This is a genomic window from Kitasatospora sp. NPDC048298 (assembly GCF_043201465.1).
In the GTDB taxonomy this organism is placed as follows: domain Bacteria; phylum Actinomycetota; class Actinomycetes; order Streptomycetales; family Streptomycetaceae; genus Kitasatospora.
In genome coordinates this window covers 164,358-188,769 of record NZ_JBICYZ010000010.1, presented here as the reverse complement: position 1 = coordinate 188,769, position 24,412 = coordinate 164,358, and the positions used below count along the sequence as shown (strand labels likewise).

The following is a 24,412-nucleotide window of genomic DNA, read 5'->3' as shown; positions in this document are numbered from 1 at the left end:
TCAACATCCGCCGACTCGGCACCCACTACGACACCACCACCCGACCAGACCGCCACCCCACCCGCATCCACACACTCTGCACCCAACACGCCATCGCAGCAGCGGCCTGACCCAGATCAAATACTTCGCCAGCAGAGTCGCGGGGCCGACTTCCTGCGTAGGGCTTCAGGACGGCGGCCGGTGGCCCCGGATGGAGTCCGGGCGGCTGGGCATCCGCAGGACGGCGACCGCGCCGAGGCCGACGACGGCGATGGCGAAGGGCAGGAGGAGGGGAAGGGCGAGGTCGATCAGGAGTCGCACGGGGCCTCGGCCTTCTCGTACTCGTAGTGGCGGAGGACCGCCAGGAGGTTGAGCACGGTGCTGGCCGGCGCCGCACCGAAGCGGACCAGGACGCGGCCGTCGACCACCCGGTCCGTGGCGAGGGAGGGCCAGATGAGGCCGAACTTGCGGCCGCGCTCCCGGAGTTCGTCGAGCAGGGAGGCGACCTCCGGCTCGGTGTAGGTGCGCATGATCGGGTCGGCCGGCCCGGTCGGGCGGCGGTGATCGGCGGTCACGCGGCGGCGTCCAGCTCGAACCAGACGGACTTGCCGGTCTTGCGGTCCTCGGTGCCGAAGCGGTCGGTGAGGGAGCGGACGAGCCGCAGGCCCCGGCCGGAGACCGCGAGGAGGTCGGAACCGTCGCGACTGACCGGGCGGATGGGGCTCCCGTCGCTGACGGAGACCCGGAGGACGTGGTCGAGCAGCGCGATGACGACGAGCGGCGCCGCACTGCCGCCGTGGCGCCAGGCGTTGACGAACAGTTCGAGGAGCGCGGTCTCGGCATCGGCGACCAGGTCGGGCGTCCACCCGGCGCGCGAGGTCAGTTCGCGCAACTCTTCGCGCGCGGCCGACCAGTCAGGGGGGAGTCCAAGGGGAGACACGAAGAAACCTCCGTGGGGGGTGAAGTGGATCATCCGCCGCCAGTCAGGGGACGGCGAGATCGCAGATCGATGCCTACTCAGAGCAGTCGATCCGCTACGCTCAGCATGGGGCCTATGCGATTCCCAATGCAAGTCAGCTGGCGCGTCTCGCATATATACAAATCGAACCTGAATTCGGCAGTCTCGAACGCCAGTTACTGGTAGCGCTGACGCCCTTCACACAGGCAAACTTGTCAACTGACAGCTCAGGAGGGGACAACATGGCAGTCTCGACCGTCCGCCGGCGAAGGCTCGGCGGCGAACTGCGGAAGCTCCGTGAAGAACGGAAACTCACCGCCGAGGTAGCCGCGGAAGCCACCGGGATGAGCCAGCCCAAGCTCACTCGGATCGAGACCGCCCACACCGCAGCCAAGATCGAGGACGTCATCAAGCTCCTCGACTACTACGGATGCGACGACGAGGACTACCGGGCCAGCTTGCTCGCCATCACGAAGGACGGGAGCAAACGCGGCTGGTGGCTGAGCTATCGCGACGTCATCAACACCACGGCGAACGACCTGATCCTTCTGGAAGCCGACGCCACCACCTACCGGACGTACGAACCGGCCTTTATTCCCGGCCTCTTCCAGACCCCCGAATACGCGCGCATCATCATCGAGCGCCTGCGCAACCGGTCAGGTGGGACCGTCGAGGATCTGGTCCAGGTTCGAATGGCGCGTCAGTCCATCCTGACGCGCCCGAACCCCGTGCAGGTGTGGGCCGTCATCCATGAGGCGGCCCTCCGCTCGAACGCGAACCGCCCCGAGGTCATGGTCCCGCAGTTGGACAGGCTGTTGACTCTCAGCAGCCTGTCCAACATCAACATTCAGGTCATGCCGATCGGCGCGGCAGTTCACCCGGGAATGTACGGAGCGTTCACGCTCATGGGATTCCCACAGCGCAAGGACCTCGACGTCGTCCTGGTCGAAGGGATGATGAGCTGCTTGTGGGTCGAGGATCCAGCCGACGTGGAGCTCTGCAGGTCGAATTTCCAGGAAATCACAGCAGAAGCCATGTCCGTCGACTCCTCGCTCGCCTTCATCACCGCACAGAGAGACAGGATCAAGTGACCCAGCCGACCTTCAAGAAGTCCAGCTACAGCGGCGGAGACGAGAACTGCGTCGAGGTTGCCATCCCCAGCGGCCCGATCTCCTACATCCGCGACTCGAAAGACCCGAACGGCCCGGCCCTGGCCTTCGACCAGGCGGCCCACTCGGCATTCATCAGCGCCGTTGCCACCGGCGAGTTCGACTTCGGGCTCGTCTGAACACTCCCGCCAGAGAGACAGGATCAAGTGACCCAGCCGACCTTCAAGAAGTCCAGCTACAGCGCCGGCGACGACAACTGCGTCGAGGTTGCCATCCCCAGCGGCCCGATCTCCTACATCCACGACTCGAAAGACCCGAACGGCCCGGCCCTGGCCTTCGACCGGGCGGCCCACTCCTCCTTCATCGCCGCCGTCTCCGCCGGGGAGTTCGACTTCGGGCTCCTCTAACGGCTCCCAAGCGGTGCTTCGCCCGAGCTCGGGCGAGGCACCGCTTTCGCTTGCCGCATCGACACGCCCCAGGACGGGCGGCGGTCAGCCGGCGGTCAGTTGAAGAACGCCGTGCCGCCGCCGAAGCAGGTGCTCTCCCACGCCTTGACCGGGGCCTGGAACGCGCCGGTGCCGAACGGATCCGCAGTGAAGGTGTGAACCGCCTGGTGGGCGTTGCCCGGACAGGTGGCACCCGAGTTTCCGTAGTCGGTGAAGAGTGCGAGGTCGGCCTTGCCATCGCCGTTGTGGTCGCCGGCGGTCAGGAACTTCGTACCGGTGCCCCAGGCGGAGGCGTCCCACTGCGGCACCAGGCCGCCGAAGCCGCCCGACGGGTCGGCGATGAGGGTGAACAGGCTGACGTGGCCGGCACCGTAGTCGTACAGCAGCGCGAGGTCGCTGCGCCCGTCCCCGGTGAAGTCCCCGGCGGTGAAGGCCGTGGTGCCGCCGCCGAAGCAGGTGCTCTCCCAGACCTTCCGGGCCGGCTTTCCGGCCAGCCACTCCACGACGGCCACGTGGCTGATGCCGGGGCAGGTGGAGCCCACGGTGCCGAAGTCGTAGTAGGCGGCGAGGTCGGCCTTGCCGTCGCCGTCGAAGTCGCCGGAGGCGGTGAACTTCGGCCGGCCGGGCGCGCACGGGTCGTCCGAGCGGGTCGTCAGGCCGTCGAGCGCGCCGGTGTAGTCGGACTTGGCGGCCAGGCCGAGGACGCGGGTGTGCTCGGAGCCGCTCTGCGGGCAGCCTGCGGCCGGGTCGCTCGGCTCGTAGTCGTAGAGGAGGGAGAGGTCACTGATGCCGTCGCCGGTGTGGTCGTTGGGGGCGGTCGGCCTCGGCACGGTGTCGACGAAGTGGGTTCCGCTGTCGAGCAGACCGTTGGTGGCGGCGGTGACGTCGCCGGGCGACAGGGCGGCCGAGTCGTTGTAGTAGACCCAGGCGACCTCCTCGTCCCAACTGCGCGTGTGGCCTGGCGAGTTCAGGTCGATGAACCACGCATTGAAGTCGATGGTCATCGGCTCGCGTGGCGAGTACCGGGCCGGTGCGGTGTGGTGGACGGTGCCGTCCAGGTAGAAGGTGGCGGTGCCGTTCCAGACCGTGGTCTGGAGGGTGTGCCAGCCCTGGAGGGAGCGGCCGGTGTGGAGGTTGTCGCTGTCCGCGGAACCGTGGTACGCCGTGGTGTTGTACGAGGCGCCGGGGTTGGCCTGGTCCCAGCCGCCCCGGGGCAGGTACTCGTGGTCGAGCTCGCTGTACTGCGGGGTCTCGGCGTTCGGCAGGTGCTGGTGGAACGGTGATATGGCGTAGAAGCTCTGGACCGGGTGGTCGGTGCTGCCGTCGCCCGCGGTGGCCTGGTCGGCGAAGTGGACGCGGGCGGCGTAGGTGCCGGCGTAGAACTTGCTCTGCGCGGTGTTGATCTGGGCCTGGCGAGTGCCGCCGGACGTTCCGTCGGTGACGGCCCGCAGTCGCAGCACCTGTCCGCCCGGCACGGTGGGGTCGGACGGGAAGCTCACTCCGGCCGCGTCCCATGCCGCGGCCGGGCCGGGCCCGCCGGTACCGGTCCGCACGGTCCAGCCGTGCGCGGCGAGGTCGGGGTCGTCCGGGCCGGTGTAGTGGAAGTCGTCGAAGAGCACACCGTTCGGTGGGGCTGCGGCGGTGGCCGTGGCGGGGGCGGCGGCCGTGGCGGGGCCGGTGGCTGCGGCTGTGCCCACCGGTACGGCGGTGAGGCCGGTGGCCAGCAAGGTGGTGACGAGGCAGGCCAGGCCCAGTCTTCGGGCGGGGACGCGTGGCATCGGATCTCCAGGGGTGTACGGCGACGTGGTCGCACGCGGCCCCGAAGCAGCGTGAAGGGGCATCAGGTTCGCGTGCGACCCGCCGGATCCTAGTGCAGCGCCGCGTTGATCCTTCGGGGGTTGCCGGTCAGCCGGCGGGGTCGCCGCGGTAGAGGCCGACGCACTAGTGCTGGAAGAGTACTTCCGGATTGTTCGGCGAGGGGCCGTCCAGCAGCGGACTGTGGATCCCCTTCAGCGTCCGGTCGAAGAACGCCGTCACGTACTCACGCGTGATCACCACCCCGCGTTCCGGGGAGAGGGGCGCCGTCGGGAACCCGGCCTCCTCCAGAAGCAGGTCCAGGTCGCTGAAGCTGAAGTGGTCGGCGCCGGCGACCGTCAGCCACTTCTTGTAGCCGCCGAGGGCGGCCCAGGCCTGCTCCCAGTTGTCGCCACCGCCGGCCGAGTGGTCGGAGGGGGGCGCACCGAGCATGAGGAACGGCCGGTTGATCTGGCCGGGCATCGGGGCCGGGTGGAAGGAGCCGTCCATGTTCACTCCGGCCCGTACTCGCGGGTCGGCGGTCATCGTGGCGGCGGCCGCCGCTCCGCCGATGGAGTGTCCGGCCATGCCGATCTCGTGCTTGTCGATGACGTGTGCCAGGCGCCACGCGGTATTGCCATGCGTCAACCGGTCGATCACGAAGGACACGTCCAGAGCGCGGCTGGCGGCGAGGGAGTCGAAGTCGAGCCACGCCGGGCCATCGCAGATCGCGCACGGCGACGTCTGGCCGTTCGCCAGCGTCTCGCCGCTGTCCTCGTAGGTGTGGCCGACGAGCGCGACGACGTAGCCGTGACTGGCCAGGTCGGTCGCGAGCGAGGTGAGCGTCATGCGCGGGTTCTCGTACGCGGCTGAGAGGACCACCAGCGGATACTTGCCGCTCTGCGGCCGCGCGCCGCCGAAGGCGTGAGTGGTGACGCCGGCAAGGTTCTGCGGGGTGACACCGGAGCTCGCCGGCAGCTTCCGGCGCTGGAGGACTCCGGCTGCCTCGCCGAGGGTCATGTAAGGGGCCGGAGTCCCGGTCCCGGGGACGGCCGGGTAGACCATCGTGACGGTCAGTTGGCGTGGGCCGGATGACGGCACCCACGGGTCGGGACGGTTCGTGTCGGTGAGGTGGATGACGTCCTCGCCGGCGGCGTAGGGGCCGGTCGGCGCGGGGAGCGTGCCCTGGAAGGACCGCGTGGGCGCGGCGGCAGCTGTGGCGGCGGTCGCGTGCACGGTGGCCGGCGGGGTCGTGGCGGCGAGTCCGGTGCCGGTCGCGGCCACTGATGCGGCGAGAGCCAGGATTGCGACAGCGCCGATACGGCGCTTGCGGTTCGAGGTGGTGTTCACGGGCACGATCCTGCCCGGCCCCGCCCTGACACTCGATCATGCGGGCTTCCGTCTTGAGGGTGGTACTGGCTACACCCTGACCGTCTCCACCGGGGAGTTCGACTTCGGGCTCCGCTGAGCGTTCTCCACCCGGTGCCTCGCCCGAGCTCGGGCGAGGCACCGTCTCCTTTCTCCTAGATCAGACCTCGGCGCATCGCATAGCCCACGGCGTGGGCCCGGTTGCGCAAGCCGAGCCGCGTGATGATCTCGTGCAGCACGTTCTTCACCGTGCGCTCGGAGTACGACGTCTTCGTCGCGATCTCACTGGTGTCGAAGCCCTCGGCCACCAGCTTCAGCATCTCGGCCTCCCGCGCCGTCAGCGTGGACAGGGTCAGCCCCCGCCCATCGAGCATGGTGCGCTGGAGCATGCCGATCCGGTCGAGCAGCTCGCCCAGCAGATCCCCTGGCATCACGCCCTCTCCGTTCGCCAGCGCCGTGATCAGGTGCACCAACCGGTCCTGGTCGGCCTCGGACCGGCGCAGCACGGCCGCGACCCCGTTCTCCACTATCGTCTGCAGCCCGCCGGCCTCGAACTGCCCCACCACCAGGCCTATCCGGCCCGACGTCGCGAGCCGCAGCCGGCGCAGGTGTTCGGTGACCGTCTCGCTCAGCGCGTCGACCACCAGCAGGGAGACCTCGGCCCGCCCGGCCTCGCCCTCGCTCAGCAGCTCCACCTCGGGCCGCTGGCGCAGCTGTTGGACCACGCCGGTCTGCAGGATGAGGTCCTCCGCGAACACCGCCACCCGCACTCCCCTCCTGCCGCGCGACTGCTCGGGGACGCGCGGGGCGGCGGCGATGCCGGAGCGCGACGCGACTCCGGTCCGGCGCGCGGTGACGGCTTCCTCACGGGTTGTATCGGTCGACGTCATCGACTACTCCATTTCTCTGTTCCTGCGAGGGTGACGGCCGGCCGCCGCGAGGCAGGTCCGGCCGGGGGTATCTGGGGGCGGCGGGCCGCATGGCGCCGGGCCGTTCCCGCGACGGCACCGGGCGGGGTCTCCGGTCGGTCCTGACGGGCAAGGGGTGTGGCCCACAGCTTGCCCGTACGGCCCTCTTCTTCGGCGGCGAACCGCCCTACCGTCACGCTATGACCACATCCGCCGAACTCGGCCTGCCAGCAATCACGGTGGCCCCCGGTGGCGTGGCCACCACGACCCTGACGGTACGCAACGATCTCGACATCGTTGAGGCCTACACCTTCGAGGCGGTCGGGGACTGCGCCGCGTGGACGACGGTCGAGCCGGCCCGGATCTCGCTCTTCCCCGGGACCTCCGAGACGGTGACGGTCCGACTGGCTCCGCCGCGCTCCCCCTCGACCCGGGCCGGCGAGTTCCCGCTCGGCATCCGCGTGTTGCCGGTGGAGCGCCCCGACCTGGTGGCGGTGCCGGAGGCCACCGTCACCGTGACGCCGTTCCACGAGCTGCGGGCCGCGCTCGCCCCGCGCCGTCGCCGCGGCTGGCTGCGCGGACGCTACCGGGCCTCGGTGCGCAACCTCGGGAACGCGCCGACCGCCGTGACGTTCACTCCCGGACAGGCCGGCGAGGACCTGCGGTTCGCCGTCGCGCCGGAGAAGCTGCGGCTGGAGCCCGGCGAGTCCGGGGAGGTGCGGGTTCAGGCGCGCACCCGCAAGCTGATCTGGTTCGGCAAGCAGGCGACCTGGCCGTTCGAGGTCACGGTGGGCCCGGAGGAGGGGGCGGAGGGCAAGGACGCCAAGGCCGGCAAGGACGCCAGGCCGGAGGCCGAGGCGGCGGTCGTTCAGAAGCCGGTCCTCGAGGGCGAGTTCGTCCAGCTGCCGATCTTCCCCCGGTGGCTGCTGGCGCTCCTGGCGTTGCTGATCGCGCTGCTGCTGGCCTGGTTCGCGCTGGTCCGCCCGGCGGTGCGCAGCTCCGCCAAGCAGGCCGCCGAGCAGGCCGTCGCCCAGCAGAGCGCCACCCCGGCCCAGCCCGCCGGTGCCCCGGCCGGCGACAACCCCTCGGCGCCGTCCGCCGGGAACACGCCCGGCGGCCAGGCCAAGCCGGGCGCCGGGAAGCCGAGCACCGGCCCCGGCGGCCAGGGCGGCCCCGGCCCGGGCGGCCTGGCGGTGCCGGGCACCGGGCAGCAGAGTTCCGCCACCATCGACGTGCAGACCGAGAACGGCGCGTCCACGACGGGCAGTTACCAGGTGCCGCACGGCAAGGTGTTCGACATCACGGACCTCGTGGTCGCCAACTTCCAGGGCGACCAGGGTGTGGTGACCATCACCGCCGGCAACAAGACGATCACCACCATCGCCTTGGAGACCTTCCGCAACCAGGACTACCACTGGGTGACTCCCATCCAGGTCCCCGAGGACCAGGCCGTGACGGCGAACGTGACCTGCGAGGTGCCGGGTACCCCGGCCTCGGGCAAGCAGGCGCCCACGTGCCACGAACTCCTCAACATCAGCGGGACGTTGAGCGACATCCGGCAGGGGAACTGAACCGACGCGCGCAGGATGATGCCCTTCCCCTCCCCGGGCGGGAAGGGCGCACCGGTTGCCCCGTTGATACCGACGGGCCCGTTCCGACCCGTTCGCCCCCGACGTCCCCGACGTCCTTCTTCTCCGACTTCGCCTCTCACGTCTCGTGACCATGTCAATACATGATGGACACTGTTGCAGAGTGCACCCGTACGAACAAAACCGACCCGCCCGCGCCATGCCACGGTCTGTCCTCCGAGGGCAATCCGCCTGGTCCGCGAGGGCAAACCGACTGGCCCCCGTGAACCATCGGGCCTGCTCGCACCGTTGATGATCCGTCCGAAAACGCGCGAAACAGCCGAACGCCGTCCCCGCCCTTCACGGGCGGGGACGGCGTTCGGCTGTTTCCTTGGACCGCGTTCGGTCGGCGGGCGACCGATCAGAACCAGTGCAGGCAGTGCGGCTCGCGCTCGGCACGGAACAGGGCGTCGGCGCGGGCGGCCGCGTCGGGGTGGTGGGCGCGGACGTGCCCGGCCCGGACGAGCCGGCTCGGGGCGGTGCCGCCGAGGTAGACCGCGCCCAGGTCGCGGACGTCCAGGGACAGATCGGGCTCCCGGTCCGTCGGCACGCACTCGGCCTTGCCGTCCCGGACGGTCAGCAGGTACCGGTGCTGCTCGCCGAGGAACGGGTCGTCCACGTCCAGGACCAGCTCGCCGTCCGTGAACCAGCCGCGCGAGGTCAGCGCCCGCGGCACGTCCAGGATCCGCACCCAGAGCCAGTCGGTGTGGCCGTTGAACTGGCCGGCGTTGAAGTCGGCGAACTGCCAGCGCAGCGGGTGGTCGGGCGCGCAGTGCCGGAACACGACCTCGCCGACCAGGTCGTGGCCGAGCACGTACCGGGCCAGGTCCGTGTAGCCGGCGTCGTCCAGGGCGACGGTCTCGTCCACCGTCAGGGTGTCGCCGTCCTTCCAGTAGACGGCGTACCCGTCCGGGGTGCCGTCGGCGTCCCGGTGGACGGCGACGTAGCGCGGCGTCGGGGCGATCGGAACCTGTCCGGCGCCCAGCTCCCACCAGCGGCGCGGGCGGGACAGCGCGCCGGGCCTGGTGCGGCGGTAGCGGTCGTAGACCTCCTCGATGACCGCCCCGCACTCGGCCCGCCGCAGCAGTTCGACCGAGCCGCCCGCCGGGGCCTCGGCCGCCCGCCGCGTCCGGGACGGGTCGAAGGCGGCCTGGCGGCGCTGCACCGTCAGCCGCTGGGTGTACGTCGCCGGGCCGTAGCCGAACCGGCCGTAGATGCCGGCCTCGGCGGCCAGCAGCACCGAGAGGAACTCGCCCCGGGCCCGCAGGTCGGCGAGCTGACGCCGCATCATCGCGGTGAGCAGGCCCTGGCGCCGGTGGCTGGGCAGGACGCCGACCGACGTCACCCCGGCGACCGGGACGACGGCCTGCCCGGGCAGGGTGAGCTCGAAGGTGAGCGCACCGGCGGTGCCGACGGGCCGGCCGTCCGCCGTCACGGCGAGCAGGTTGCGGTCCATCTCGGTCGCCGCCCACCAGACCCCGCCGCCGTCCGCGTTCGGAGCGTCCGGGAAGCGGCCCAGCGCGGCGTGGAAGGTGTCGACGAACGCGCCGAGGTCCTGGTCGGTCGTGGAACGGATCTCCATGTGGTGCTGCTGCCTCCCCGATTCGCCGGCGCCACCTCGTGCGGCGCCCCCCGAAGTCCAGCGTCACGACACGGACCGGTCAACCGAATTACCCGCCGGGAAGGGCCCCGCGCCGTCGCTGCCGGCCACCGAGCACGAGCCGCCGGACCCGAGCGCAAGCGCTACGTTGGGAGGAGCGCCGGTCCGGAACGGGGTGGCTGATGCACTCGATCACCGACTGGCTGAGCGGCCTGTCCGGTCCGGTCGGGTACGCGGTCGTCGCGGGCCTCGTCCTGGTCGAGGACGCCCTGTTCTTCAGCTTCCTCGTCCCTGGCGAGACCGCGGCCGTCCTGGGCGGGTTCCTCGCCCACCAGGGCAGGGTCTCGCTCGGCTGGCTCGTCCTGTTCGTGGTCTGCGCGGCGATCCTCGGCGACACCGCCGGCTACGAGATCGGGCGCCACATCGGCCCGCGGCTCCTCGACACCCGCTCGATGCGACGCCACGCGGACCGGGTCGAGCGGGCCCGGGACCTGATCCGCCGGCGCGGGCCGGCCGCCGTGTTCTTCGGGCGCTTCGTCGCCTTCTTCCGCGCGATGGTGCCCACCCTGGCCGGCATGTCGCGCATGCCCTACCGCCGGTTCCTGCTGTTCAACGCCCTCGGCGGCCTCCTGTGGGGCGTCGGGTTCACCCTCCTCGGCTACTTCTCGGGGGCCGCCTACACCCGGGTCGAGAGCACCGTCGGGCAGGTCCTCGCGCTCGCGATCGCCGGCGGCGTCGTCATCGCCCTCCTCGTCTGGTACCTGCGGCGGCGGAGGACCGCGAACCGGGGCGACCGGGGCGGTCAGCCCTGACACCGGGCGCCCCGCGGCCCGCCCGTCGGAGGGTCGGGCGCACCGTTTCCGGGCGGCGCGGCTCCCGGGACGGGGTTACGGTCGGAGGGTTGACGGCCGCACCGACGCCGTCCGCCCGGTTCACCACCGGGCATCCCGGGCAGCTGCCCGGTATCCCATCCGCTGAGGCCCAGGACCCGGAGAGGGGAAACCAGCCATGACCACACGCGACGAGCACGGAACGCGGCCGGACGAGCCGACGCAGGAGCGGTCCGCCGAGGAACGCGCGATCACGTCCCCGACCCCGGCCGATGTCCGGGCGAAGGCCGAGGGCAGGGCCGGAGCCCGGGAGCGCTCCGCCAAGGAGCGTTCCGTCAGCGTGCCCACCCCGGCCGACGTCCGGCGGAAGGCGAAGCCGGACAAGGACGAGGGCCCGGAGCCGCCCGCGGCGGACACGGTGGCGCCGTAGCGGGGCCGTGGGGCGCCGTAGCGGGACCGTGGCCCGGTAGGGGCTCCGTACGGTCACGCGCGGACGGCGGGAATGCACCGGGGACGGGCGGGTAACCGAGCGCTGCCACCACCGACCGTCCACCGGCCGCCAGGGCCGGAGCGCGAGCCGGTGCCACCGCCAGAACGGGAGCCCGTCACATGACCGTCGCCACCTCCTGGTCCATCGCCGTCACCCTGCCCGAAGGCCCGTGCCCAGAGCTGGCCGTCGAGGCGCAGCTGCGGTTCGACACCGCGTCGCCGTACGCGGTGTGCCTGGCGTTCCCGCCGCTCGGCGACGACGACCGGGCCGAGTGGACCTTCGCCCGGGAGCTGCTGGACGGGGGCCTGCACGGCCCCGTCGGCTCCGGGGACGTGACCGTCGCACCCGGGCCGGCGGGCCGGCTGCTGATCACCCTGCGGTCCCTGGGCGCGCGGGCGGTGGTCAGCGTCTCCGCGGGCGTCGTGACGGCGTTCCTCCTCGACTCCTTCCGCCTGGTGCCGGCCGGTGCCGAGGCCGAGCACCTGGACGTCGACGCCGCTCTCGCCCGGCTGCTCTCCTGAGCCCCGGCCCGCCCCTCAACCGCCCGCCGTCACCAGCGGGCGTGCACCTGGGGCCGGATCCGCCGGTCGTACAGCTCGCGCACCGAGGCCAGGGTGGCCGGCGGCAGCGCCGGCAGCTCGGCGGCGGCCGCGTTGGCCCGGGCCTGGGTGACGTTGCGGGCGCCGGGGATCACCGTCGTCACGCCCGGCTGCTGGGTGACCCACCGCAGCGCCGTCTGCGCCGCGCTCGCCCCCTCGGGTGCGAGCGCGGCGAACTCCGCCGCCGCCTCGACGCCCGTCGCGAAGTCCACCCCGGAGAAGGTCTCCCCCTGGTCGAAGGACTCGCCGTGGCGGTTGTAGGTGCGGTGGTCGTCCGGGCCGAAGACGGTGTGCGCGTCGTAGCGGCCCGACAGCAGGCCCGAGGCCAGTGGCACCCGGGCGAGGATCCCCACCCCGGCGGCCTCGGCGGCGGGCAGCACCTGCTCCAGCGGCTTGAGCCGGAACGCGTTCAGGATGATCTGGACGCTCGCGACGTTCGGGCGGGCGATCGCGGTCAGCGCCTCGGCGCAGGTCTCCACGCTCACCCCGTAGGCGGCGATCCGGCCCTCCGCCACCAGGGTGTCCAGGGCGTCGAACACCTCGTCCGAGGAGAACACGGGCGTCGGCGGGCAGTGCAGCTGCACCAGGTCGAGCCGCTCCACGCCCAGGTTGTCCCGTGAACGGTCGGCCCAGGCACGGAAGTTGGCGAGGTTGTAGTGCTCGGGCCGCTGCTCGACCCGGCGGCCGAACTTGGTGGCGACGAGCACCCCGGCGTCCGGGCGGTCCTTCAGGAAGCGGCCGATCAGCCGCTCGCTGCGGCCGTCGCCGTAGACGTCGGCGGTGTCGAAGAGGGTGACGCCGGCTTCCACCGAGGCCTCCAGGACGGCCAGGGCGTCCTCCTCCCGGACGTCCCCCCAGTCCGCGCCGAGCTGCCAGGTGCCGAGGCCGACGATCGAGACGGGGCGGCCGGTGCGGCCGAGTACGCGCTGTTCCATGGGGCGAGCCTCTCATGCGGCGCCGCGCCGCAGCACGCCGCCTCCGGCACCCGTCCGGGGGCCCGCCGGGCGGGACCCGCTGGGCCGTTCGGTCCAATCCTCGCGGCAGGCGGCCGCGCGCATCCGGTAGGACTGTCCGCACCCCGACGGCACCCCCTGCGAGGCCCCACCCGTGACCGTATCGATCGCCCTGTTCACCCAGGACCTCCGGCTGCACGACAACCCCGTGCTGCACGCCGCCCGGTCCACGGCCGACCGGGTCGTCCCGCTGTTCGTCCTGGACCCGGCCGTCGAGGCCGCCGGGTTCGCCGTGCCCAACCGGCAGGCGTTCCTGGCCGACTGCCTCGCCGACCTGGACGCCTCGCTGCGCCGGATCGGCTCCCGGCTGGTCGTGCGGCGCGGCGAGCCCGCCGAACAGGCCGCCCGGGTCGCCGCCGAGGCGGACGCCGAAGCGGGCGCCGCCAGCGTGCACGTCGCCGCGGGCGTCAGCGCCTTCGCGCAGCGGCGGGAGGCCCGGCTGCGCGCGGTGTTCGGCGACCGCCTGCACGTCCACGACGCCTCGGTGACGGTCGTCCCGGCGGGCCGGATCACCCCGGCCGGCCGGGACCACTACGCCGTCTTCACCCCGTACCACCGGGCCTGGCAGCAGGCGCCGCGCCGTACGGTGCTGGCCGCGCCCCGGGCGATCGACACCCCTGACGGCATCGGCAGCGAGAACCTGCTGCTGACCGGGCCGCTCTCGCCCGCCCTGCCGCCCGGGGGCGAGAGCGCGGCCAGGGAGCGGTGGCGGCGCTGGGACGTCGACGCGTACGCGCGGGTGCACGACGACCTCGCCGCCGACGCCACCTCCCGGCTCTCCCCGTACCTGCACTTCGGCTGCCTGTCCCCCACCGAACTCGTCGAGCGCGCCCTGCGACGGGACGGCGAGGGCGCGCGGGCCTTCGTCCGGCAGCTCGCCTGGCGCGACTTCCACCACCAGGTGCTCGCCGCCCGCCCGGACGCCGCGCACCGCGACTACCGGACCAGGAACGACCGCTGGCACCGCGACGAGCGCGAGGCCGAGGCCTGGCGGCAGGGCCGCACCGGCTACCCGATCGTCGACGCCGGGATGCGCCAGCTCGCCGCGGAGGGCTGGATGCACAACCGGGCCCGCCTGCTGACGGCCGGTTTCCTCGCCAAGTGCCTCTACCTGGACTGGCGGATCGGCGCCGCCCACTTCCTGTCCCTGCTGGTCGACGGGGACGTGGCCGACAACCAGCTGAACTGGCAGTGGGTCGCGGGCACCGGCACCGACACCCGCCCCAACCGGGTGCTCAACCCGCTGCGCCAGGCCGACCGGTACGACCCGGACGGGGCGTACGTGCGCCGCTGGGTGCCCGAACTCGCCCACCTGTCCGGGCCCACCGTCCACCGCCCCTGGCTGCTCGACCCCGCTCCCGACTACCCGCCGCCGCTCATCGCGCCGGACGCCCTCACGGAGCGGTTCCGCCGGGCCCGGGGCCTGGACTGAACCGGCCGGACGCCACCCGACGGCCCGGCGCGTGGCCAAGGCGGGTACGGGGCGCCCGTTTCCGGGACCGGGCCGTGAGCGCCCCGCGCCGAGGAGCGCGCTGGTGGCGTGCCCCGGCGCGGGGTGGCTCAGCCTCCGTCGGTGGCGCGGTGGCCGCAGCGGAAGAGCGGGTCACGGGTGTCGAATGGGACGTCCTCGCGGGCGGCCTCGACGGCGGCGTCGGAGGCGGGCAGGTCGAACGGGAGGGTCGCGGTCATCGGGGCGCGGCCGAGCGCGGCGTCCAGGACGACCTCGTCCGCGGCGCCGAAATCCCCGATCAGCAGGGCCGCGTGCGGGGCGAGCGGGGTGAGCACGGCGGGCCGCTCCAGCTGGGCGGCGAAGACCGTGGGGACGGTGGCGGCCAGCGCGGTGAGCCGCTCGACCTCGGCCGGCTCGAACTCCAGCGAGCCGCTGTGGAAGTGCTGCTCCAGCATGCCCTCGCGCCGCTCGTACGGGGTGGCGAGACGGACGACGGCCAGATCGGCCTGCTCCGGGTGCTCGACGAGGGTGCCGTAGCGGCCGGCGACGGCCGGGTCGACGCCCTCGACGTACAGCCGCTCGGCGGGGCGCGGCGCGCCGGCCAGGTGGACCACGGAGCGGCGCTGGACCTCACGGCCGAGCGCCCGGCCCTCCGGGGCGCCGACCAGTTCGGCGGCGGCGTCCGGGTCCACGTACGGGTCGTCGAAGAGGCCGAGGCGGAACTTGTCGCGCAGGATGCGGCGGACCGACTCGTCGAGCCGGGCCTCGGTGACGGCGCCGGAGCGGACGGCGGCCAGGATCAGCTCCGGGTCCGTCTCGCCGCCGAGCTGGTCGGCGCCGGCGTCCAGGGTGAGCACGACCTGCTCGGCGACGGACAGCTCCTCGACGCCCCAGTGCCGCGGGGGCAGGGTGACCACGCCGGGAACGTCCATGCCGGTGATGGCGTTGAAGTCGGTGCAGACCACGCCGTCGAAGCCGTAACGCCCGCGCAGCAGGCCGGTGATGACGTCCCGGTTGAAGTTGGCGCCGACCTCGGTGAGGCCGCTGCCGGAGGGGATCGCGTAGGCGGGCATGATCTGCGCGGTGCCGGCCGCGAAGGCCGCCTCGAAGGGCCGCAGGTGGGTCTCGAACTCGCCGCCGGGGTAGACGAGTCGGCGCCCGGCCGCGAAGTGCGAGTCCTCGCCGCCGGCCTGCGGGCCGCCGCCGGGGAAGTGCTTGGTCATGCAGGCGACGCTGTCCGGGCCGATCCGCTCGCCCTGGAGGCCCTCGACGTAGGCGGTGATCATGCGCGAGGCGCGCTCCGGGTCCTCCCCGAAGGTGCCGCTGATCCGGGCCCAGCGGGGCTCGGTGGCGAGGTCGGCCATCGGGTGGATGGCGACCCGGATGCCGACGGCGCACAGCTCGCGGCGGATCAGGTCGGCGTAGCGGCGCACCAGTTCGGTGTCGTCGGTGGCGGCGAGACCGATCGGCTCGGGGCCGGTGCTGAAGCCGCCGCCGGTGTGGGCGGTGGCCGGGTTGGCGGTGAAGCCGTGCCGGGGGTCGGAGGAGAGGGTGACCGGGATGCCCAGCCGGGCGGCCGCGGCGAGGTCCTGGACGTGGTTGTTCCACTCGGCCATCGCCCGCGGGTCGGGGACGGCCATCATGGCGAAGTGGGTGAGGCCGTGCTCGGCGATCAGGTGGGCGTTGGAGGGGAACGGCGGGTGCTCCCCGGGGAGCATCCGGCCGTGCAGCATCAGGGCGGCCTTCTCCGCCACGGTCATGCGGCCGAGGAGGTCCTCGACCCGGTCCTCGACGGGCAGCCGCGGGTCCTCGTAGGGCTCCATGGTGCCGTTGTGGTTGAGGTCACGGAACGGGGTGCCGTCGGTGTGGCGCAGCAGGGTCAGCATGCCGTCACCCCGGCGGTGTCCGAGGCGGCGGTACCGGCGGTGGTACGGGCGGCGGCGGCCTTGGCGCGGAACGCGTCCAGGGTCTCGGTGGTGACCCCGCAGGCCGTCAGGAGGCGGGCGGCGCCGCCGTGCCGGGTGCGAACCAGGTCGAGGAAGCTGCTCATCGCCCCGGCGGGGGCCTCCAGCAGCGGGGCGGGGACGGTCAGCCGGCCGGCCTCGACCTCGTTGAGGGCGGCGCGGTTGCGGTCGGCGAGGCCCGCCCAGATCTGCCGGAGCGCCTCGTTGGTGCGGGCGTAGTCGGCGACGATCTCCTCGGCGGGCACCCCGAGCAGCTCCAGCAGCAGCGCGGTGAGCAGCCCGGTGCGGTCCTTGCCGGCGGCGCAGTGCACCAGCGCGCCGCCCGGGCGGGCGGCGGCCTCGACGGCGGTGGCGAGGGAGCGCGGCGCGGACTCGGCCATCAGCAGGTAGAAGGCGCCGAGGTCCTCGGCGGTGGTCATGGCCCGCATGGCCCGTTCCAGCTCGTCGTTGGTGGGGTCGATCCGGGCGGCGACGACGGCGATGCCGGCGGCCTCGGCGGCGGCCCAGTCCTCGGGGCTGCTCTCGGCCTCGCCCCGGAGGTCGACGATGGTGGTGATGCCGTGCTCGCGCAGCTGGGCGACGGTGTCCGCGTCGGCGGCGGGGAAGGGCTGGGCGGAGCGGAACAGGGCTCCGGGGCGGATCCACCGGCTCGCGGGGTCGGTGAGCGCGGCGGGGTCGCGGAAGTTGACCAGGGACATGCGGGGCCTTTCAGGAGGTGCGAAGGGTGGCGCGGGGGGTCTGTGAGGGGGGCTGCGATGCTGCGCGGGGGGGGTGGCGCAGGGCGTGCGGTGCCGTCCGGGCGGCCGGCGGCATCGCCCGGTGAACGGTGAACGGAGGTCGGGGGTCTGGGGCCTGGGATCTGGGATCTGGGATCTGGGGCCGGGTCAGCCCGCGACGGCGAGCACGTCCCGGTAGGCCCTGACCCAGTCGGCCAGCGTGCCGCTCTCCTGGCCGACCAGGATGTGCCGCCGCACCATGCCGCCGAACATCGCGCCGAGCGCGGTGGGGCGCAGGTCGGTGTCCCGGTCGACGCCGAGCCGCTCGGCGGCGATGGTGACGGTGCGTTCGATGAACGCGTCGATGACGACCAGGGCGTAGTTGTGGACGGAGTGGACGTCGAGCAGGCCCCGGCGCAGGCTGCGGCGCCGGGCGGTGTGCTCGACGGGCTCCTCCAGCCGTCCGCCGGTGGTGGTCACCGCGTGGTCGAGCGCGGCCCAGAGCGGGAGTTCGGCGGGGGCGACGGCAAAGGCGTCGAGCAGGGTCTGGCCGAAGTCCCAGCCGAACAGCAGGGCCTCCTTGGCCGGGTAGTAGCGGAAGAACGTGCGGTGGGCGACGTCGGCGCGGCGGCAGATCTGGTCCACGGTGGTGCGCTCGTAGCCCTGTTCCTCGAAGAGGTCGAGTGCCGCGGTGCGGATGCTGTCGCGGGTGCGCGCCTTCTTGCGGTCGCGCATGCCCGGCTCCGCCACGGTGTCCGTCCCCTGCATCGTTCTTCCGTCCCCGTTCGGTGAGTTGGGTGTGGGTGGGCCGCCGAGGAGGGCGGCTGTCAGTACCGAATCACGTCCGACCGGGTGCGCTCAAGGCGGGCTCCGACTCTTCCGGGTTTCGTCATCGGAAGTTTGCACGACTGCCTTTTGGCAGTACTGCCACTTCCGGAATGGTGACGGTCGTCGGCGGCCGCACTCCCCCGGGCCGCCCCCACACCCCGCCCCGCCCACTCCCCCGAACCGAGGAACCATGAAGCGGCACACCCACCTCCTGGCAGCCGCGGCCTGCGCGGCCGCGCTCACCCTCACCGCCTGCTCCGCCTCCGACGACGCGCTGTCCGGCACCGGCGGCGGGAGCACCGGCTCGGCGAGCGACGGGCCGGCCGTGGACGGCGGCACGCTCAAGATCGGCCTGGACCGGCCGTTCGCCAAGCTGGACCCCGCCGACGGCACCCTGACCTCGATGCCGATGATGGTCCTCGCCAACGCCCTCTTCGACCCGCTGATGGTCAACGGCGACAACGGCACCGTCCAGCCCTACCTCGCCAAGTCCTTCACCCCCGACGCGAACGCCACGGTCTGGACCCTCGAACTGCGCGAGGGCGTGAGGTTCGCCGACGGCAAGCCGCTGGACGCCCAGGCCGTCGCCGACCACGTCGCCCGGCTCGCCAAGCCGGAGAGCAAGTGCTCCTGCGCCCTCGACGCGGCCACCATCGCCGCCACCGCCGTCACCGGCCCGACCACCGTCGCCTTCACCCTCAAGGCGCCCGACTCAAGCTTCCCCAACCTGTTCACCCGCGCCCTCGGCTACGTCGCCGAGGCGCCGGCCGGCGACTCCCCCGCCGTCGGCTCCGGCCCGTACACCGTGGAGAGCGTGCAGCCCGGAGTCTCCGTCACCCTCACCCGCAACCCCGCGTACTGGGGGGCGAAGGGCCACGCCGACAAGCTCGTCTACCGGGTGCTGCCCGACACCGACAGCCGCTACCAGTCGCTGCGCTCCGGCGACACCGACCTGATCTGGACCGAGACGCCCAGCCAGCTCAAGCAGGCCGCCGCCGACGGGCTGCGCACCGCCACCGGTCCCGGCTCCACCAGCACCGTCGTCTTCAACACCAGGTCCGCGCCGTTCGACGACGCCCGGGTCCGCCGGGCCGTGCAGTTCGCGATCGACCGCGAGGCCCTGGAGAAGGTCGTCTTCCTCGGCCAGGGCGCCGTCTCCGACGGCCCGATCGGCTCCCGCTCCCCGTACCGCACGGCCGCCGCGTACCCGGCCCACGACCCGGCGAAGGCCCGCGCCCTGCTCGCCGAGGCCGGCCACCCCGACCTCGCCTTCGACTACCTCGTCGACAGCCGCCCCGAGGCCCAGCAGCGCGCCACCGTGCTCCAGCAGATGCTCGGCGAGGCCGGGATCAGGATGACCGTCAAACCGCTCGACCAGGCGAGCCTGGGCACCGCGATGCTCCAGCGCAAGTTCCAGGTGATGGACTTCGTCACCAGCATGTTCGGCGACACCGACACCGCGCTCGGCAGCCTCTACCTGGCGAACTCGCCGTACAACTTCGCGGGTTGGTCCGACCCCGAGACCGAGCAGGCGATCGCCGGGGGCCGCGCCTCCACCGACCCCGGCCAGCGCACCGCCGCCTACCGCCAGGCCGCCCAGCGGGTCGTCGACGAGGCCCCGATGGCCTTCCTCACCGAGAACATCGTCGGTTACCTCGGCGCCGCCAGGGTCGGCGGACTGCCCGACCTGTCCAAGCGCACCGTCCTCGGCGTCTCCCCCGCCACCCTGTGGGTGAAGCGATGACCCCCGGCACCCGGACCGCCCTGCGGTACGGCGGACGGCTCGGCCGCGCCGCGGCCGTGCTGCTGCTCGTCACCGTCGCCGCGCTCGCCCTGCCCCACCTGATGCCCGGCTCGCCCGCCGTCGCCGCCCTCGGCCCCACCGCCACCCCCGAGCAGATCTCCGTCTACGAGGCCGGACTCGGCCTGGACCGCAACGTGCTCGCCGCCACCTGGCAGTGGATCGGCGACGCCCTGCACGGCGACCTCGGCCACTCGCTGTCCACCGGAGCGGCCGTCACCACCGAACTCGCCGACCGCATCCCCGTCACCCTCGAACTCTTCCTCGCCGCCCAACTGGTGGCGCTCTGCCTGGCCGTGCCCGTCGCCCTGCTCTCCGCCTGGCGGCCCGGCGGCACCTTCGACCGGATCGCCACCGCCGGCACCTTCGGCTGGCTCGCCGTCCCCGGCTTCGCCCTCGGCCTGCTGCTCATCTGGATCGCCGCCGTCCAACTGCGCGTGCTGCCCGCCACCGGCTGGACCCCGTTCACCGAGGACCCGGCGGAGAACCTCCGCCACCTCGTCCTGCCCGCCCTCACCCTCGGCCTCACCGAGGCCGCCGTGTTCACCCGCACCCTGCGCGGACAGCTGATCGACACCCTCGACCAGCCGTACATCGCCGCCGCCCGCAGCCGCGGCATGGGCACCACCCGGCTGCTGCTGCGCCGCGCCCTGCGGCCGTCCAGCCTGCCGCTGGTGACGCTGGTCGGAATCGGCATCGGGACCTCGCTGGGCGGCTCGGTGCTGGTCGAGTCGCTGTTCGCCGTCCCCGGCGTCGGCAGCCTGGCCGCCGGGGCCATCGCCGGCCGGGACTTCCCGGTCGTCCAGGCCGTGGTGGTGGTCAGCGCCCTCGGCGTGGTCGCGGCCACCCTCGCGGTCGACCTGCTGTACCGCACGATCGACCCGAGGATCGCCCATGAGCACCGCTGAGACCGTGACCGCCGCACCCGCCGAGTCCGCCGAGCCCGCGGCCGCCGCCACCCGCGCCGCCCGGCGCCGGCCGCCCGCCGGCGTGCTCGCCGCCGCGGCCTGGCTGGCCGTCGTCGCCCTCGCCGTCCTGCTGCTGCCGCTGCTGCCCGGCTTCGACCCGCTGCACGGCGACTTCGCCCACCCCGCCGCCGCCCCCGGCCCCGACCACTGGCTGGGCACCGACGGCTCCGGACGGGACATCCTGCAGCGCACCGTCGCCGGCGCCCGCGCCTCCTTCACCGTCGCCGCCCTGACCATCCTGGTCGGCCTGCTCGGCGGCGGCACCCTCGGCCTCGCCGCCGGCTGGTTCCGCGGCCCGGTCGACAAGACGATCGGCTTCGGGACCGACCTGCTGATGTCCGTCCCCAGCCTGATCCTGGTGATGATCGTGGTCTCGATGCGCGGCCCGAGCCTCACCGTGATCGGCACGCTCATCGGGCTGTTCACCGTCCCCCACTTCACCCGGGTGGTACGGGCCGTGGTGCTCTCGCTCAGCGAGCGCGGCTTCGTCCAGGCCGCCCGGATGATCGGCACCGCCCCGCTGCGCATCCTGCGCCGCGAGATCGTCCCGCACGTCGTGCCGGCCGCACTCACCTTCGCCTTCACCGCCACCACCGTCGCCATCGTCGCCGAGGGCTCGCTCAGCTTCCTCGGCTTCGGGCTGCGCCCGCCGGAGCCCTCCTGGGGCGGCATCATCGCCGAGGGCCGCACCACCCTCGGCAGCGCGCCGTGGATCTCGCTGGCGCCCGCGGCGGTGCTCTGCCTGACCGTCCTCGCCCTCAACTACCTCGGGGAGCACCTGCGTTCGGGTGGCCCCGCCGCTGCGAAGGGAGCGCGCGGATGACCTCCGCCCCCGTCCTCGACGTCCGCTCGCTGGACACCGTCCTGCACACCCCCGACGGCCGCTCCCTGCACGTCCTGCACGGCGTCGGCCTCACCATCGCGGCCGGCGAGTGCCTCGGCGTGGTCGGCGAGTCCGGCTCCGGCAAGTCCGTGCTCGCCCGCACCGTCCTCGGCGTCGAGTCGCGCACCACCCGGGCCGTCGCCACCGGCGAGGTCCGGCTGAACGGCGAGGACCTGCTCGCCGCCACCCCCGCCCGCCGCGCCGCACTGCTCGGCACCGGCATCGCCATGGTCCACCAGGACCCGATGACCTCGCTCAACCCGGTGGTCCGGATCGCCGAGCAGGTCACCGAGTCGATCACCAACCGGCGCCGCCTCTCCCGGCGCGAACGGCTGCGCACCGCCGCCGAGCTGCTCGCCGCCGTGGACGTCCCCGACCCCGCCCGGCGGGCCCGCGCCCACCCGCACGAGCTCTCCGGCGGTCTGCGCCAGCGCGTCGGCATCGCCGCCGCCCTGGCCGGCGAACCCGCCCTGCTGCTCGCCGACGAACCCACCACCGCCCTCGACGTCACCGTCCAGCGCACCGTCCTCGACCTGCTCGACCACCACCGGGTCAGCCGCGGCCTCGCCACCCTGCTGATCACCCACGACATCGGCCTGCTGTACGGGCGGGCCCGCCGCATCGCCGTCATGTACGGCGGCCGGATCGTCGAGACCGGCCCCACCGAGGCCGTCACCCGGCACCCCCTGCACCCCTACACCGCGGCACTGCTGCGCTCCGTCCCCCGGGTCACCGGCCCGCTGCGCCGCACCCTGCCCGCCATCCCCGGCTCGCCGCCCGACCTCACCCGGCCCGTCCCCGGCTGCCCCTTCGCCCCGCGCTGCGAGCGGGCGACGGAGCTGTGCACCACGACCCGGCCCCCGGTGCACACCGCGGCCGACGGCCACACCGCCGACTGCCACTTCCCGCTCGGCGAGGCCGACACCACCGCTCCCGAGGAACTGGAGTCCGCGGCATGACCACCGCCCCCGACCGCACCGGGCCCGTCGGTACCGGCCCCGAGACGGCGGCCCCCGCGAAGGCCGTCCTGGAGGCCACCGGCCTCAGCGTCGTCCACCGCACCCGCTCCGGCCCGCTGCACGCCGTCAGCGGCGTCGACCTCGCGCTGTACCCGCGCCGCACCCTCGCCCTGGTCGGCGAGTCCGGCTCCGGCAAGAGCAGCATCGCCAAGGCCCTGCTGCGGCTGCCCCCGCCCACCACCGGCACCGTCACCCTCGACGGCACCGACCTCGCCACGCTCTCCCCGCGCGCCCTGCGGGCCGTCCGACCCCGGCTCCAGATGGTCTTCCAGGACCCGCTCTCCTCCCTCAACCCGCGCCGCCGGGTCCGCGACCTCGTCGCCGAACCCCTCGACGCCCACCCCGACCCGGCCCACGGGGGCACCCGCGACCGCGAGGAGGCCGTCGCCCGGCAGCTGGAGGCCGTCGGCCTGCCGCCCGCCCTGTTCGGCGACCGGCGGCCCCATCAGCTCTCCGGCGGACAGGCCCAACGGGTCGCCATCGCCCGGGCACTGGCCGCCGGACCGCGCGTCCTGATCGCCGACGAGGCGGTCTCCGCCCTCGACGTCTCGGCCCAGGCCACCGTGCTCAACCTGCTGCGCGGGCTCACCGAGGAACGCGGGCTCGCCGGCCTCTTCATCTCCCACGACCTCGGCGTGGTCCGCGCGGTCAGCGACGAGGTCGCCGTGCTCCAGCTCGGCCGCGTCTGCGAGCGCGGCCCCACCGAGGCCGTCCTCGCCGCCCCCGCCCACCCGTACACCGCGGCGCTGCTCGCCGCCGTCCCCGAACCCGGCCGCCCGCTGCGCGACACCGGCCTGCTGCCCGCCGACCCGCCCTCCCCGCTCGCCCCACCCAGCGGCTGCCGCTTCCGCACCCGCTGCCCCCTCGCCGACTCCCGCTGCGCCACCGAGGAACCCGCCCTACGGCAGCTGGCCCCCGGCCGCGCGGTGGCCTGCCACCGCCCGCTGATCGACGCCGCTCCCGCGGCCTGACCGCCGCGCCAGGGGCGCGTCCTGCGGAAATCGCCGGACCAGGGCGCGGCGTCGAGGTGCGTGCACCGCAAGCCCGTGGGGCCCCGACCGGACAGCCGGGGCCCCACGGGTCGGGCGGATCCTCGCCGGTCAGACGCCGGACGGAAGCGGGTCGCTCGTGAACAGGGCGCGGCGCTCGTCCTCGCTCAGCCCGCCCCACCGTTCGGGCCCGGATCAGGCCTGGTCGGTGGAGATGGCCACCAGCTTGGTCACCGAGCCGTCGTCCCCGACCACGTCGCGCAGGTGCCGGAAGCCGAGCCGGTGGCACATCGTCAGGCTCGGGGTGTTCTCGGCGCCGACCATGCCGTAGACCTCCTTGAGCCCCAGCTCCTCACCGGCGTAGCGGATCAGGCCGCGCACCACCTCGCCGCCCAGGCCCCGGCCCCAGAACGCCGGGGCCAGCGCGGTGACCAGCTCGTGGCCGTCGACGTTCCCGGCGCGCTTGACCTCGGCGTGGCCCGCGTACGCGCCGTCCACCCAGAGGCCCCAGACGTCGAAGAGGTTCTGCGGGTAGACGTCGCTCAGGATCGCGCGGAACAGCGTGCGGATGTCCGGCTCGGGCACGAGGTCCTGGCCCATCCAGCGGCACACGTCCGCGTCGCGCAGCAGGGAGACGAAGGCGTCCTCGTCCTCGGTCCGGTAGGGGATGAACTCCAGGTGCTCGGTGCGCAGCGGAGGGGTCACGGTGCTCTCCTCGGGTCGTGGTGGTTCGGTGGTGCGGCGGCCGGGGCGGGGCTTGCGGGCCCCGCCCCCGACCGGGGACCGGGGGCCGGTCAGGCTCCGGCGTTCTCCATGCGCTCGCGCAGGCTCCTGGGGCGCATGTCGGTCCACACCTCGTCGACGTACGCGGTGCACTCGGCCTCGGTGCCCTCGGTGCCGACGGGCTGCCAGCCGGCCGGTACGTCGAGGTCGGCGGGCCAGAGGGAGTACTGCTCCTCGTCGTTGCGCAGCACCTGGTAGCGGGTGTTCTCGTCCATGTCGGGCTCCTTCGTCATCGTCGGTCGGTCGTCACGGGGTCGGTGCGGGGTCGGTGCGGGTGGGTGGTGGCGTG

26 protein-coding genes are annotated in these 24,412 nt (G+C 73.5%); 13 read left to right on the top strand and 13 right to left on the bottom strand.

Annotated elements, in window-relative coordinates:
* Positions 1 to 165: 165 nt before the first annotated feature.
* Genes ACGF0D_RS11585 through ACGF0D_RS11575 form a run of 3 tightly spaced genes read right to left on the bottom strand, consistent with a single transcriptional unit; the run spans position 166 to position 919 of the window.
* Complete coding sequence (locus tag ACGF0D_RS11585; RefSeq protein WP_392914993.1) at positions 166 to 300, bottom strand: hypothetical protein; 135 nt, start codon at positions 298 to 300, stop codon at positions 166 to 168.
* On the bottom strand, positions 288 to 554 hold the full coding sequence (locus ACGF0D_RS11580) for a hypothetical protein (protein WP_392914990.1): 267 nt from the start codon (positions 552 to 554) through the stop codon (positions 288 to 290). Before ACGF0D_RS11580 ends, ACGF0D_RS11585 begins: the two co-directional genes overlap by 13 nt.
* The gene (locus tag ACGF0D_RS11575) at positions 551 to 919 is read right to left on the bottom strand and encodes an ATP-binding protein (RefSeq protein ID WP_392914987.1); all 369 of its coding nucleotides are present in this window, start codon (positions 917 to 919) and stop codon (positions 551 to 553) included. Before ACGF0D_RS11575 ends, ACGF0D_RS11580 begins: the two co-directional genes overlap by 4 nt.
* Positions 920 to 1,179: 260 nt before the next feature.
* On the opposite strand from ACGF0D_RS11575, the gene ACGF0D_RS11570 reads away from it, so the two are divergent.
* Genes ACGF0D_RS11570 through ACGF0D_RS11560 form a run of 3 tightly spaced genes read left to right on the top strand, consistent with a single transcriptional unit; the run spans position 1,180 to position 2,453 of the window.
* A complete protein-coding gene (locus tag ACGF0D_RS11570) occupies positions 1,180 to 2,028 on the top strand; it encodes a helix-turn-helix transcriptional regulator (protein WP_392914984.1) in 849 nt (282 codons plus the stop codon).
* On the top strand, positions 2,025 to 2,225 hold the full coding sequence (locus tag ACGF0D_RS11565; RefSeq protein ID WP_392914982.1) for a DUF397 domain-containing protein: 201 nt from the start codon (positions 2,025 to 2,027) through the stop codon (positions 2,223 to 2,225). Before ACGF0D_RS11570 ends, ACGF0D_RS11565 begins: the two co-directional genes overlap by 4 nt.
* 27 nt (positions 2,226 to 2,252) lie before the next feature.
* A complete protein-coding gene (locus tag ACGF0D_RS11560; RefSeq protein ID WP_392914980.1) occupies positions 2,253 to 2,453 on the top strand; it encodes a DUF397 domain-containing protein in 201 nt (66 codons plus the stop codon).
* Between the two features lie 95 nt (positions 2,454 to 2,548).
* On the opposite strand, the gene ACGF0D_RS11555 is transcribed toward ACGF0D_RS11560, so the two are convergent.
* The 3 genes from ACGF0D_RS11555 to ACGF0D_RS11545 all read right to left on the bottom strand — a co-directional run bounded on the left by ACGF0D_RS11555 (position 2,549) and on the right by ACGF0D_RS11545 (position 6,544).
* Positions 2,549 to 4,270, bottom strand: coding sequence for a hypothetical protein (locus ACGF0D_RS11555; protein WP_392914979.1), 1,722 nt, complete (start codon positions 4,268 to 4,270; stop codon positions 2,549 to 2,551).
* 163 nt (positions 4,271 to 4,433) lie between these two features.
* On the bottom strand, positions 4,434 to 5,636 hold the full coding sequence (locus ACGF0D_RS11550; protein WP_392914977.1) for an alpha/beta hydrolase family protein: 1,203 nt from the start codon (positions 5,634 to 5,636) through the stop codon (positions 4,434 to 4,436).
* 173 nt (positions 5,637 to 5,809) lie between these two features.
* A complete protein-coding gene (locus tag ACGF0D_RS11545; RefSeq protein WP_392914975.1) occupies positions 5,810 to 6,544 on the bottom strand; it encodes a LuxR C-terminal-related transcriptional regulator in 735 nt (244 codons plus the stop codon).
* 218 nt (positions 6,545 to 6,762) lie between these two features.
* Here ACGF0D_RS11545 and ACGF0D_RS11540 point away from each other — a divergent pair, with 218 nt between their 5' ends.
* The gene (locus ACGF0D_RS11540; protein WP_392914974.1) at positions 6,763 to 8,133 is read left to right on the top strand and encodes a hydrolytic protein; all 1,371 of its coding nucleotides are present in this window, start codon (positions 6,763 to 6,765) and stop codon (positions 8,131 to 8,133) included.
* Between the two features lie 418 nt (positions 8,134 to 8,551).
* Here the strand turns inward: ACGF0D_RS11540 and ACGF0D_RS11535 are convergent, their stop codons facing one another.
* Positions 8,552 to 9,772, bottom strand: a complete 1,221-nt coding sequence (locus ACGF0D_RS11535; RefSeq protein ID WP_392914972.1) for a GNAT family N-acetyltransferase — start codon at positions 9,770 to 9,772, stop codon at positions 8,552 to 8,554.
* Positions 9,773 to 9,972: 200 nt separating this feature from the next.
* On the opposite strand from ACGF0D_RS11535, the gene ACGF0D_RS11530 reads away from it, so the two are divergent.
* The 3 genes from ACGF0D_RS11530 to ACGF0D_RS11520 all read left to right on the top strand — a co-directional run bounded on the left by ACGF0D_RS11530 (position 9,973) and on the right by ACGF0D_RS11520 (position 11,631).
* Complete coding sequence (locus tag ACGF0D_RS11530) at positions 9,973 to 10,602, top strand: DedA family protein (protein WP_392914970.1); 630 nt, start codon at positions 9,973 to 9,975, stop codon at positions 10,600 to 10,602.
* A gap of 196 nt (positions 10,603 to 10,798) precedes the next feature.
* A complete protein-coding gene (locus ACGF0D_RS11525; RefSeq protein ID WP_392914968.1) occupies positions 10,799 to 11,050 on the top strand; it encodes a hypothetical protein in 252 nt (83 codons plus the stop codon).
* Positions 11,051 to 11,229: 179 nt separating this feature from the next.
* Positions 11,230 to 11,631: an SsgA family sporulation/cell division regulator gene (locus ACGF0D_RS11520; protein WP_392881970.1), complete on the top strand. Its 402-nt coding sequence runs from the start codon at positions 11,230 to 11,232 to the stop codon at positions 11,629 to 11,631.
* A gap of 29 nt (positions 11,632 to 11,660) precedes the next feature.
* Here ACGF0D_RS11520 and ACGF0D_RS11515 read toward each other — a convergent pair whose 3' ends face one another.
* Positions 11,661 to 12,644, bottom strand: coding sequence for an aldo/keto reductase (locus ACGF0D_RS11515; RefSeq protein WP_392914967.1), 984 nt, complete (start codon positions 12,642 to 12,644; stop codon positions 11,661 to 11,663).
* 172 nt (positions 12,645 to 12,816) lie between these two features.
* Between ACGF0D_RS11515 and ACGF0D_RS11510 the strand changes: the two genes are divergently transcribed.
* A complete protein-coding gene (locus ACGF0D_RS11510) occupies positions 12,817 to 14,154 on the top strand; it encodes a cryptochrome/photolyase family protein (RefSeq protein ID WP_392914965.1) in 1,338 nt (445 codons plus the stop codon).
* A 128-nt stretch (positions 14,155 to 14,282) separates the two neighbouring features.
* Here the strand turns inward: ACGF0D_RS11510 and ACGF0D_RS11505 are convergent, their stop codons facing one another.
* The 3 genes from ACGF0D_RS11505 to ACGF0D_RS11495 form a co-directional block, all read right to left on the bottom strand.
* Positions 14,283 to 16,058 (bottom strand): glycoside hydrolase family 3 protein, encoded by a 1,776-nt coding sequence (locus tag ACGF0D_RS11505; RefSeq protein WP_392914962.1) that lies wholly within the window; start codon positions 16,056 to 16,058, stop codon positions 14,283 to 14,285.
* Entirely contained in the window at positions 16,052 to 16,834 is a 783-nt protein-coding gene (locus ACGF0D_RS11500) for a tyrosine-protein phosphatase (RefSeq protein WP_392914957.1), read from the bottom strand. Before ACGF0D_RS11500 ends, ACGF0D_RS11505 begins: the two co-directional genes overlap by 7 nt.
* Positions 16,835 to 17,020: 186 nt before the next feature.
* Positions 17,021 to 17,620 (bottom strand): TetR family transcriptional regulator, encoded by a 600-nt coding sequence (locus tag ACGF0D_RS11495; RefSeq protein WP_392881981.1) that lies wholly within the window; start codon positions 17,618 to 17,620, stop codon positions 17,021 to 17,023.
* Positions 17,621 to 17,870: 250 nt separating this feature from the next.
* On the opposite strand from ACGF0D_RS11495, the gene ACGF0D_RS11490 reads away from it, so the two are divergent.
* The 5 genes from ACGF0D_RS11490 to ACGF0D_RS11470 are packed head-to-tail and all read left to right on the top strand — an operon-like array spanning position 17,871 to position 23,322.
* Positions 17,871 to 19,424: an ABC transporter substrate-binding protein gene (locus tag ACGF0D_RS11490; protein ID WP_392914954.1), complete on the top strand. Its 1,554-nt coding sequence runs from the start codon at positions 17,871 to 17,873 to the stop codon at positions 19,422 to 19,424.
* Entirely contained in the window at positions 19,421 to 20,389 is a 969-nt protein-coding gene (locus ACGF0D_RS11485; RefSeq protein ID WP_392881984.1) for an ABC transporter permease, read from the top strand. The genes ACGF0D_RS11490 and ACGF0D_RS11485 overlap by 4 nt, the downstream gene beginning before the upstream one ends.
* Positions 20,376 to 21,272, top strand: a complete 897-nt coding sequence (locus ACGF0D_RS11480; RefSeq protein WP_392881986.1) for an ABC transporter permease — start codon at positions 20,376 to 20,378, stop codon at positions 21,270 to 21,272. The genes ACGF0D_RS11485 and ACGF0D_RS11480 overlap by 14 nt, the downstream gene beginning before the upstream one ends.
* Positions 21,269 to 22,291 carry an ABC transporter ATP-binding protein gene (locus ACGF0D_RS11475; RefSeq protein ID WP_392914953.1) on the top strand — a complete coding sequence of 341 codons (1,023 nt, stop codon included), beginning with the start codon at positions 21,269 to 21,271 and terminating at the stop codon, positions 22,289 to 22,291. Before ACGF0D_RS11480 ends, ACGF0D_RS11475 begins: the two co-directional genes overlap by 4 nt.
* A complete protein-coding gene (locus ACGF0D_RS11470) occupies positions 22,288 to 23,322 on the top strand; it encodes an ABC transporter ATP-binding protein (RefSeq protein WP_392914950.1) in 1,035 nt (344 codons plus the stop codon). Before ACGF0D_RS11475 ends, ACGF0D_RS11470 begins: the two co-directional genes overlap by 4 nt.
* Before the next feature lie 213 nt (positions 23,323 to 23,535).
* On the opposite strand, the gene ACGF0D_RS11465 is transcribed toward ACGF0D_RS11470, so the two are convergent.
* Complete coding sequence (locus ACGF0D_RS11465) at positions 23,536 to 24,045, bottom strand: GNAT family N-acetyltransferase (protein ID WP_359830103.1); 510 nt, start codon at positions 24,043 to 24,045, stop codon at positions 23,536 to 23,538.
* 89 nt (positions 24,046 to 24,134) lie between these two features.
* On the bottom strand, positions 24,135 to 24,338 hold the full coding sequence (locus ACGF0D_RS11460; protein ID WP_392881993.1) for an MbtH family protein: 204 nt from the start codon (positions 24,336 to 24,338) through the stop codon (positions 24,135 to 24,137).
* Positions 24,339 to 24,412 lie beyond the last annotated feature (74 nt).

Coding starts and splice junctions, on each gene's coding strand:
- ACGF0D_RS11570 (WP_392914984.1), top strand. CDS start 1,180: ATGGCAGTCTCGACCGTCCGCCGGCGAAGGCTCGGCGGCGAACTGCGG.
- ACGF0D_RS11555 (WP_392914979.1), bottom strand. CDS start 4,270: ATGCCACGCGTCCCCGCCCGAAGACTGGGCCTGGCCTGCCTCGTCACC.
- ACGF0D_RS11545 (WP_392914975.1), bottom strand. CDS start 6,544: ATGACGTCGACCGATACAACCCGTGAGGAAGCCGTCACCGCGCGCCGG.
- ACGF0D_RS11540 (WP_392914974.1), top strand. CDS start 6,763: ATGACCACATCCGCCGAACTCGGCCTGCCAGCAATCACGGTGGCCCCC.
- ACGF0D_RS11535 (WP_392914972.1), bottom strand. CDS start 9,772: ATGGAGATCCGTTCCACGACCGACCAGGACCTCGGCGCGTTCGTCGAC.
- ACGF0D_RS11530 (WP_392914970.1), top strand. CDS start 9,973: ATGCACTCGATCACCGACTGGCTGAGCGGCCTGTCCGGTCCGGTCGGG.
- ACGF0D_RS11525 (WP_392914968.1), top strand. CDS start 10,799: ATGACCACACGCGACGAGCACGGAACGCGGCCGGACGAGCCGACGCAG.
- ACGF0D_RS11520 (WP_392881970.1), top strand. CDS start 11,230: ATGACCGTCGCCACCTCCTGGTCCATCGCCGTCACCCTGCCCGAAGGC.
- ACGF0D_RS11515 (WP_392914967.1), bottom strand. CDS start 12,644: ATGGAACAGCGCGTACTCGGCCGCACCGGCCGCCCCGTCTCGATCGTC.
- ACGF0D_RS11505 (WP_392914962.1), bottom strand. CDS start 16,058: ATGCTGACCCTGCTGCGCCACACCGACGGCACCCCGTTCCGTGACCTC.
- ACGF0D_RS11500 (WP_392914957.1), bottom strand. CDS start 16,834: ATGTCCCTGGTCAACTTCCGCGACCCCGCCGCGCTCACCGACCCCGCG.
- ACGF0D_RS11495 (WP_392881981.1), bottom strand. CDS start 17,620: ATGCAGGGGACGGACACCGTGGCGGAGCCGGGCATGCGCGACCGCAAG.
- ACGF0D_RS11490 (WP_392914954.1), top strand. CDS start 17,871: ATGAAGCGGCACACCCACCTCCTGGCAGCCGCGGCCTGCGCGGCCGCG.
- ACGF0D_RS11485 (WP_392881984.1), top strand. CDS start 19,421: ATGACCCCCGGCACCCGGACCGCCCTGCGGTACGGCGGACGGCTCGGC.
- ACGF0D_RS11480 (WP_392881986.1), top strand. CDS start 20,376: ATGAGCACCGCTGAGACCGTGACCGCCGCACCCGCCGAGTCCGCCGAG.
- ACGF0D_RS11475 (WP_392914953.1), top strand. CDS start 21,269: ATGACCTCCGCCCCCGTCCTCGACGTCCGCTCGCTGGACACCGTCCTG.
- ACGF0D_RS11470 (WP_392914950.1), top strand. CDS start 22,288: ATGACCACCGCCCCCGACCGCACCGGGCCCGTCGGTACCGGCCCCGAG.
- ACGF0D_RS11460 (WP_392881993.1), bottom strand. CDS start 24,338: ATGGACGAGAACACCCGCTACCAGGTGCTGCGCAACGACGAGGAGCAG.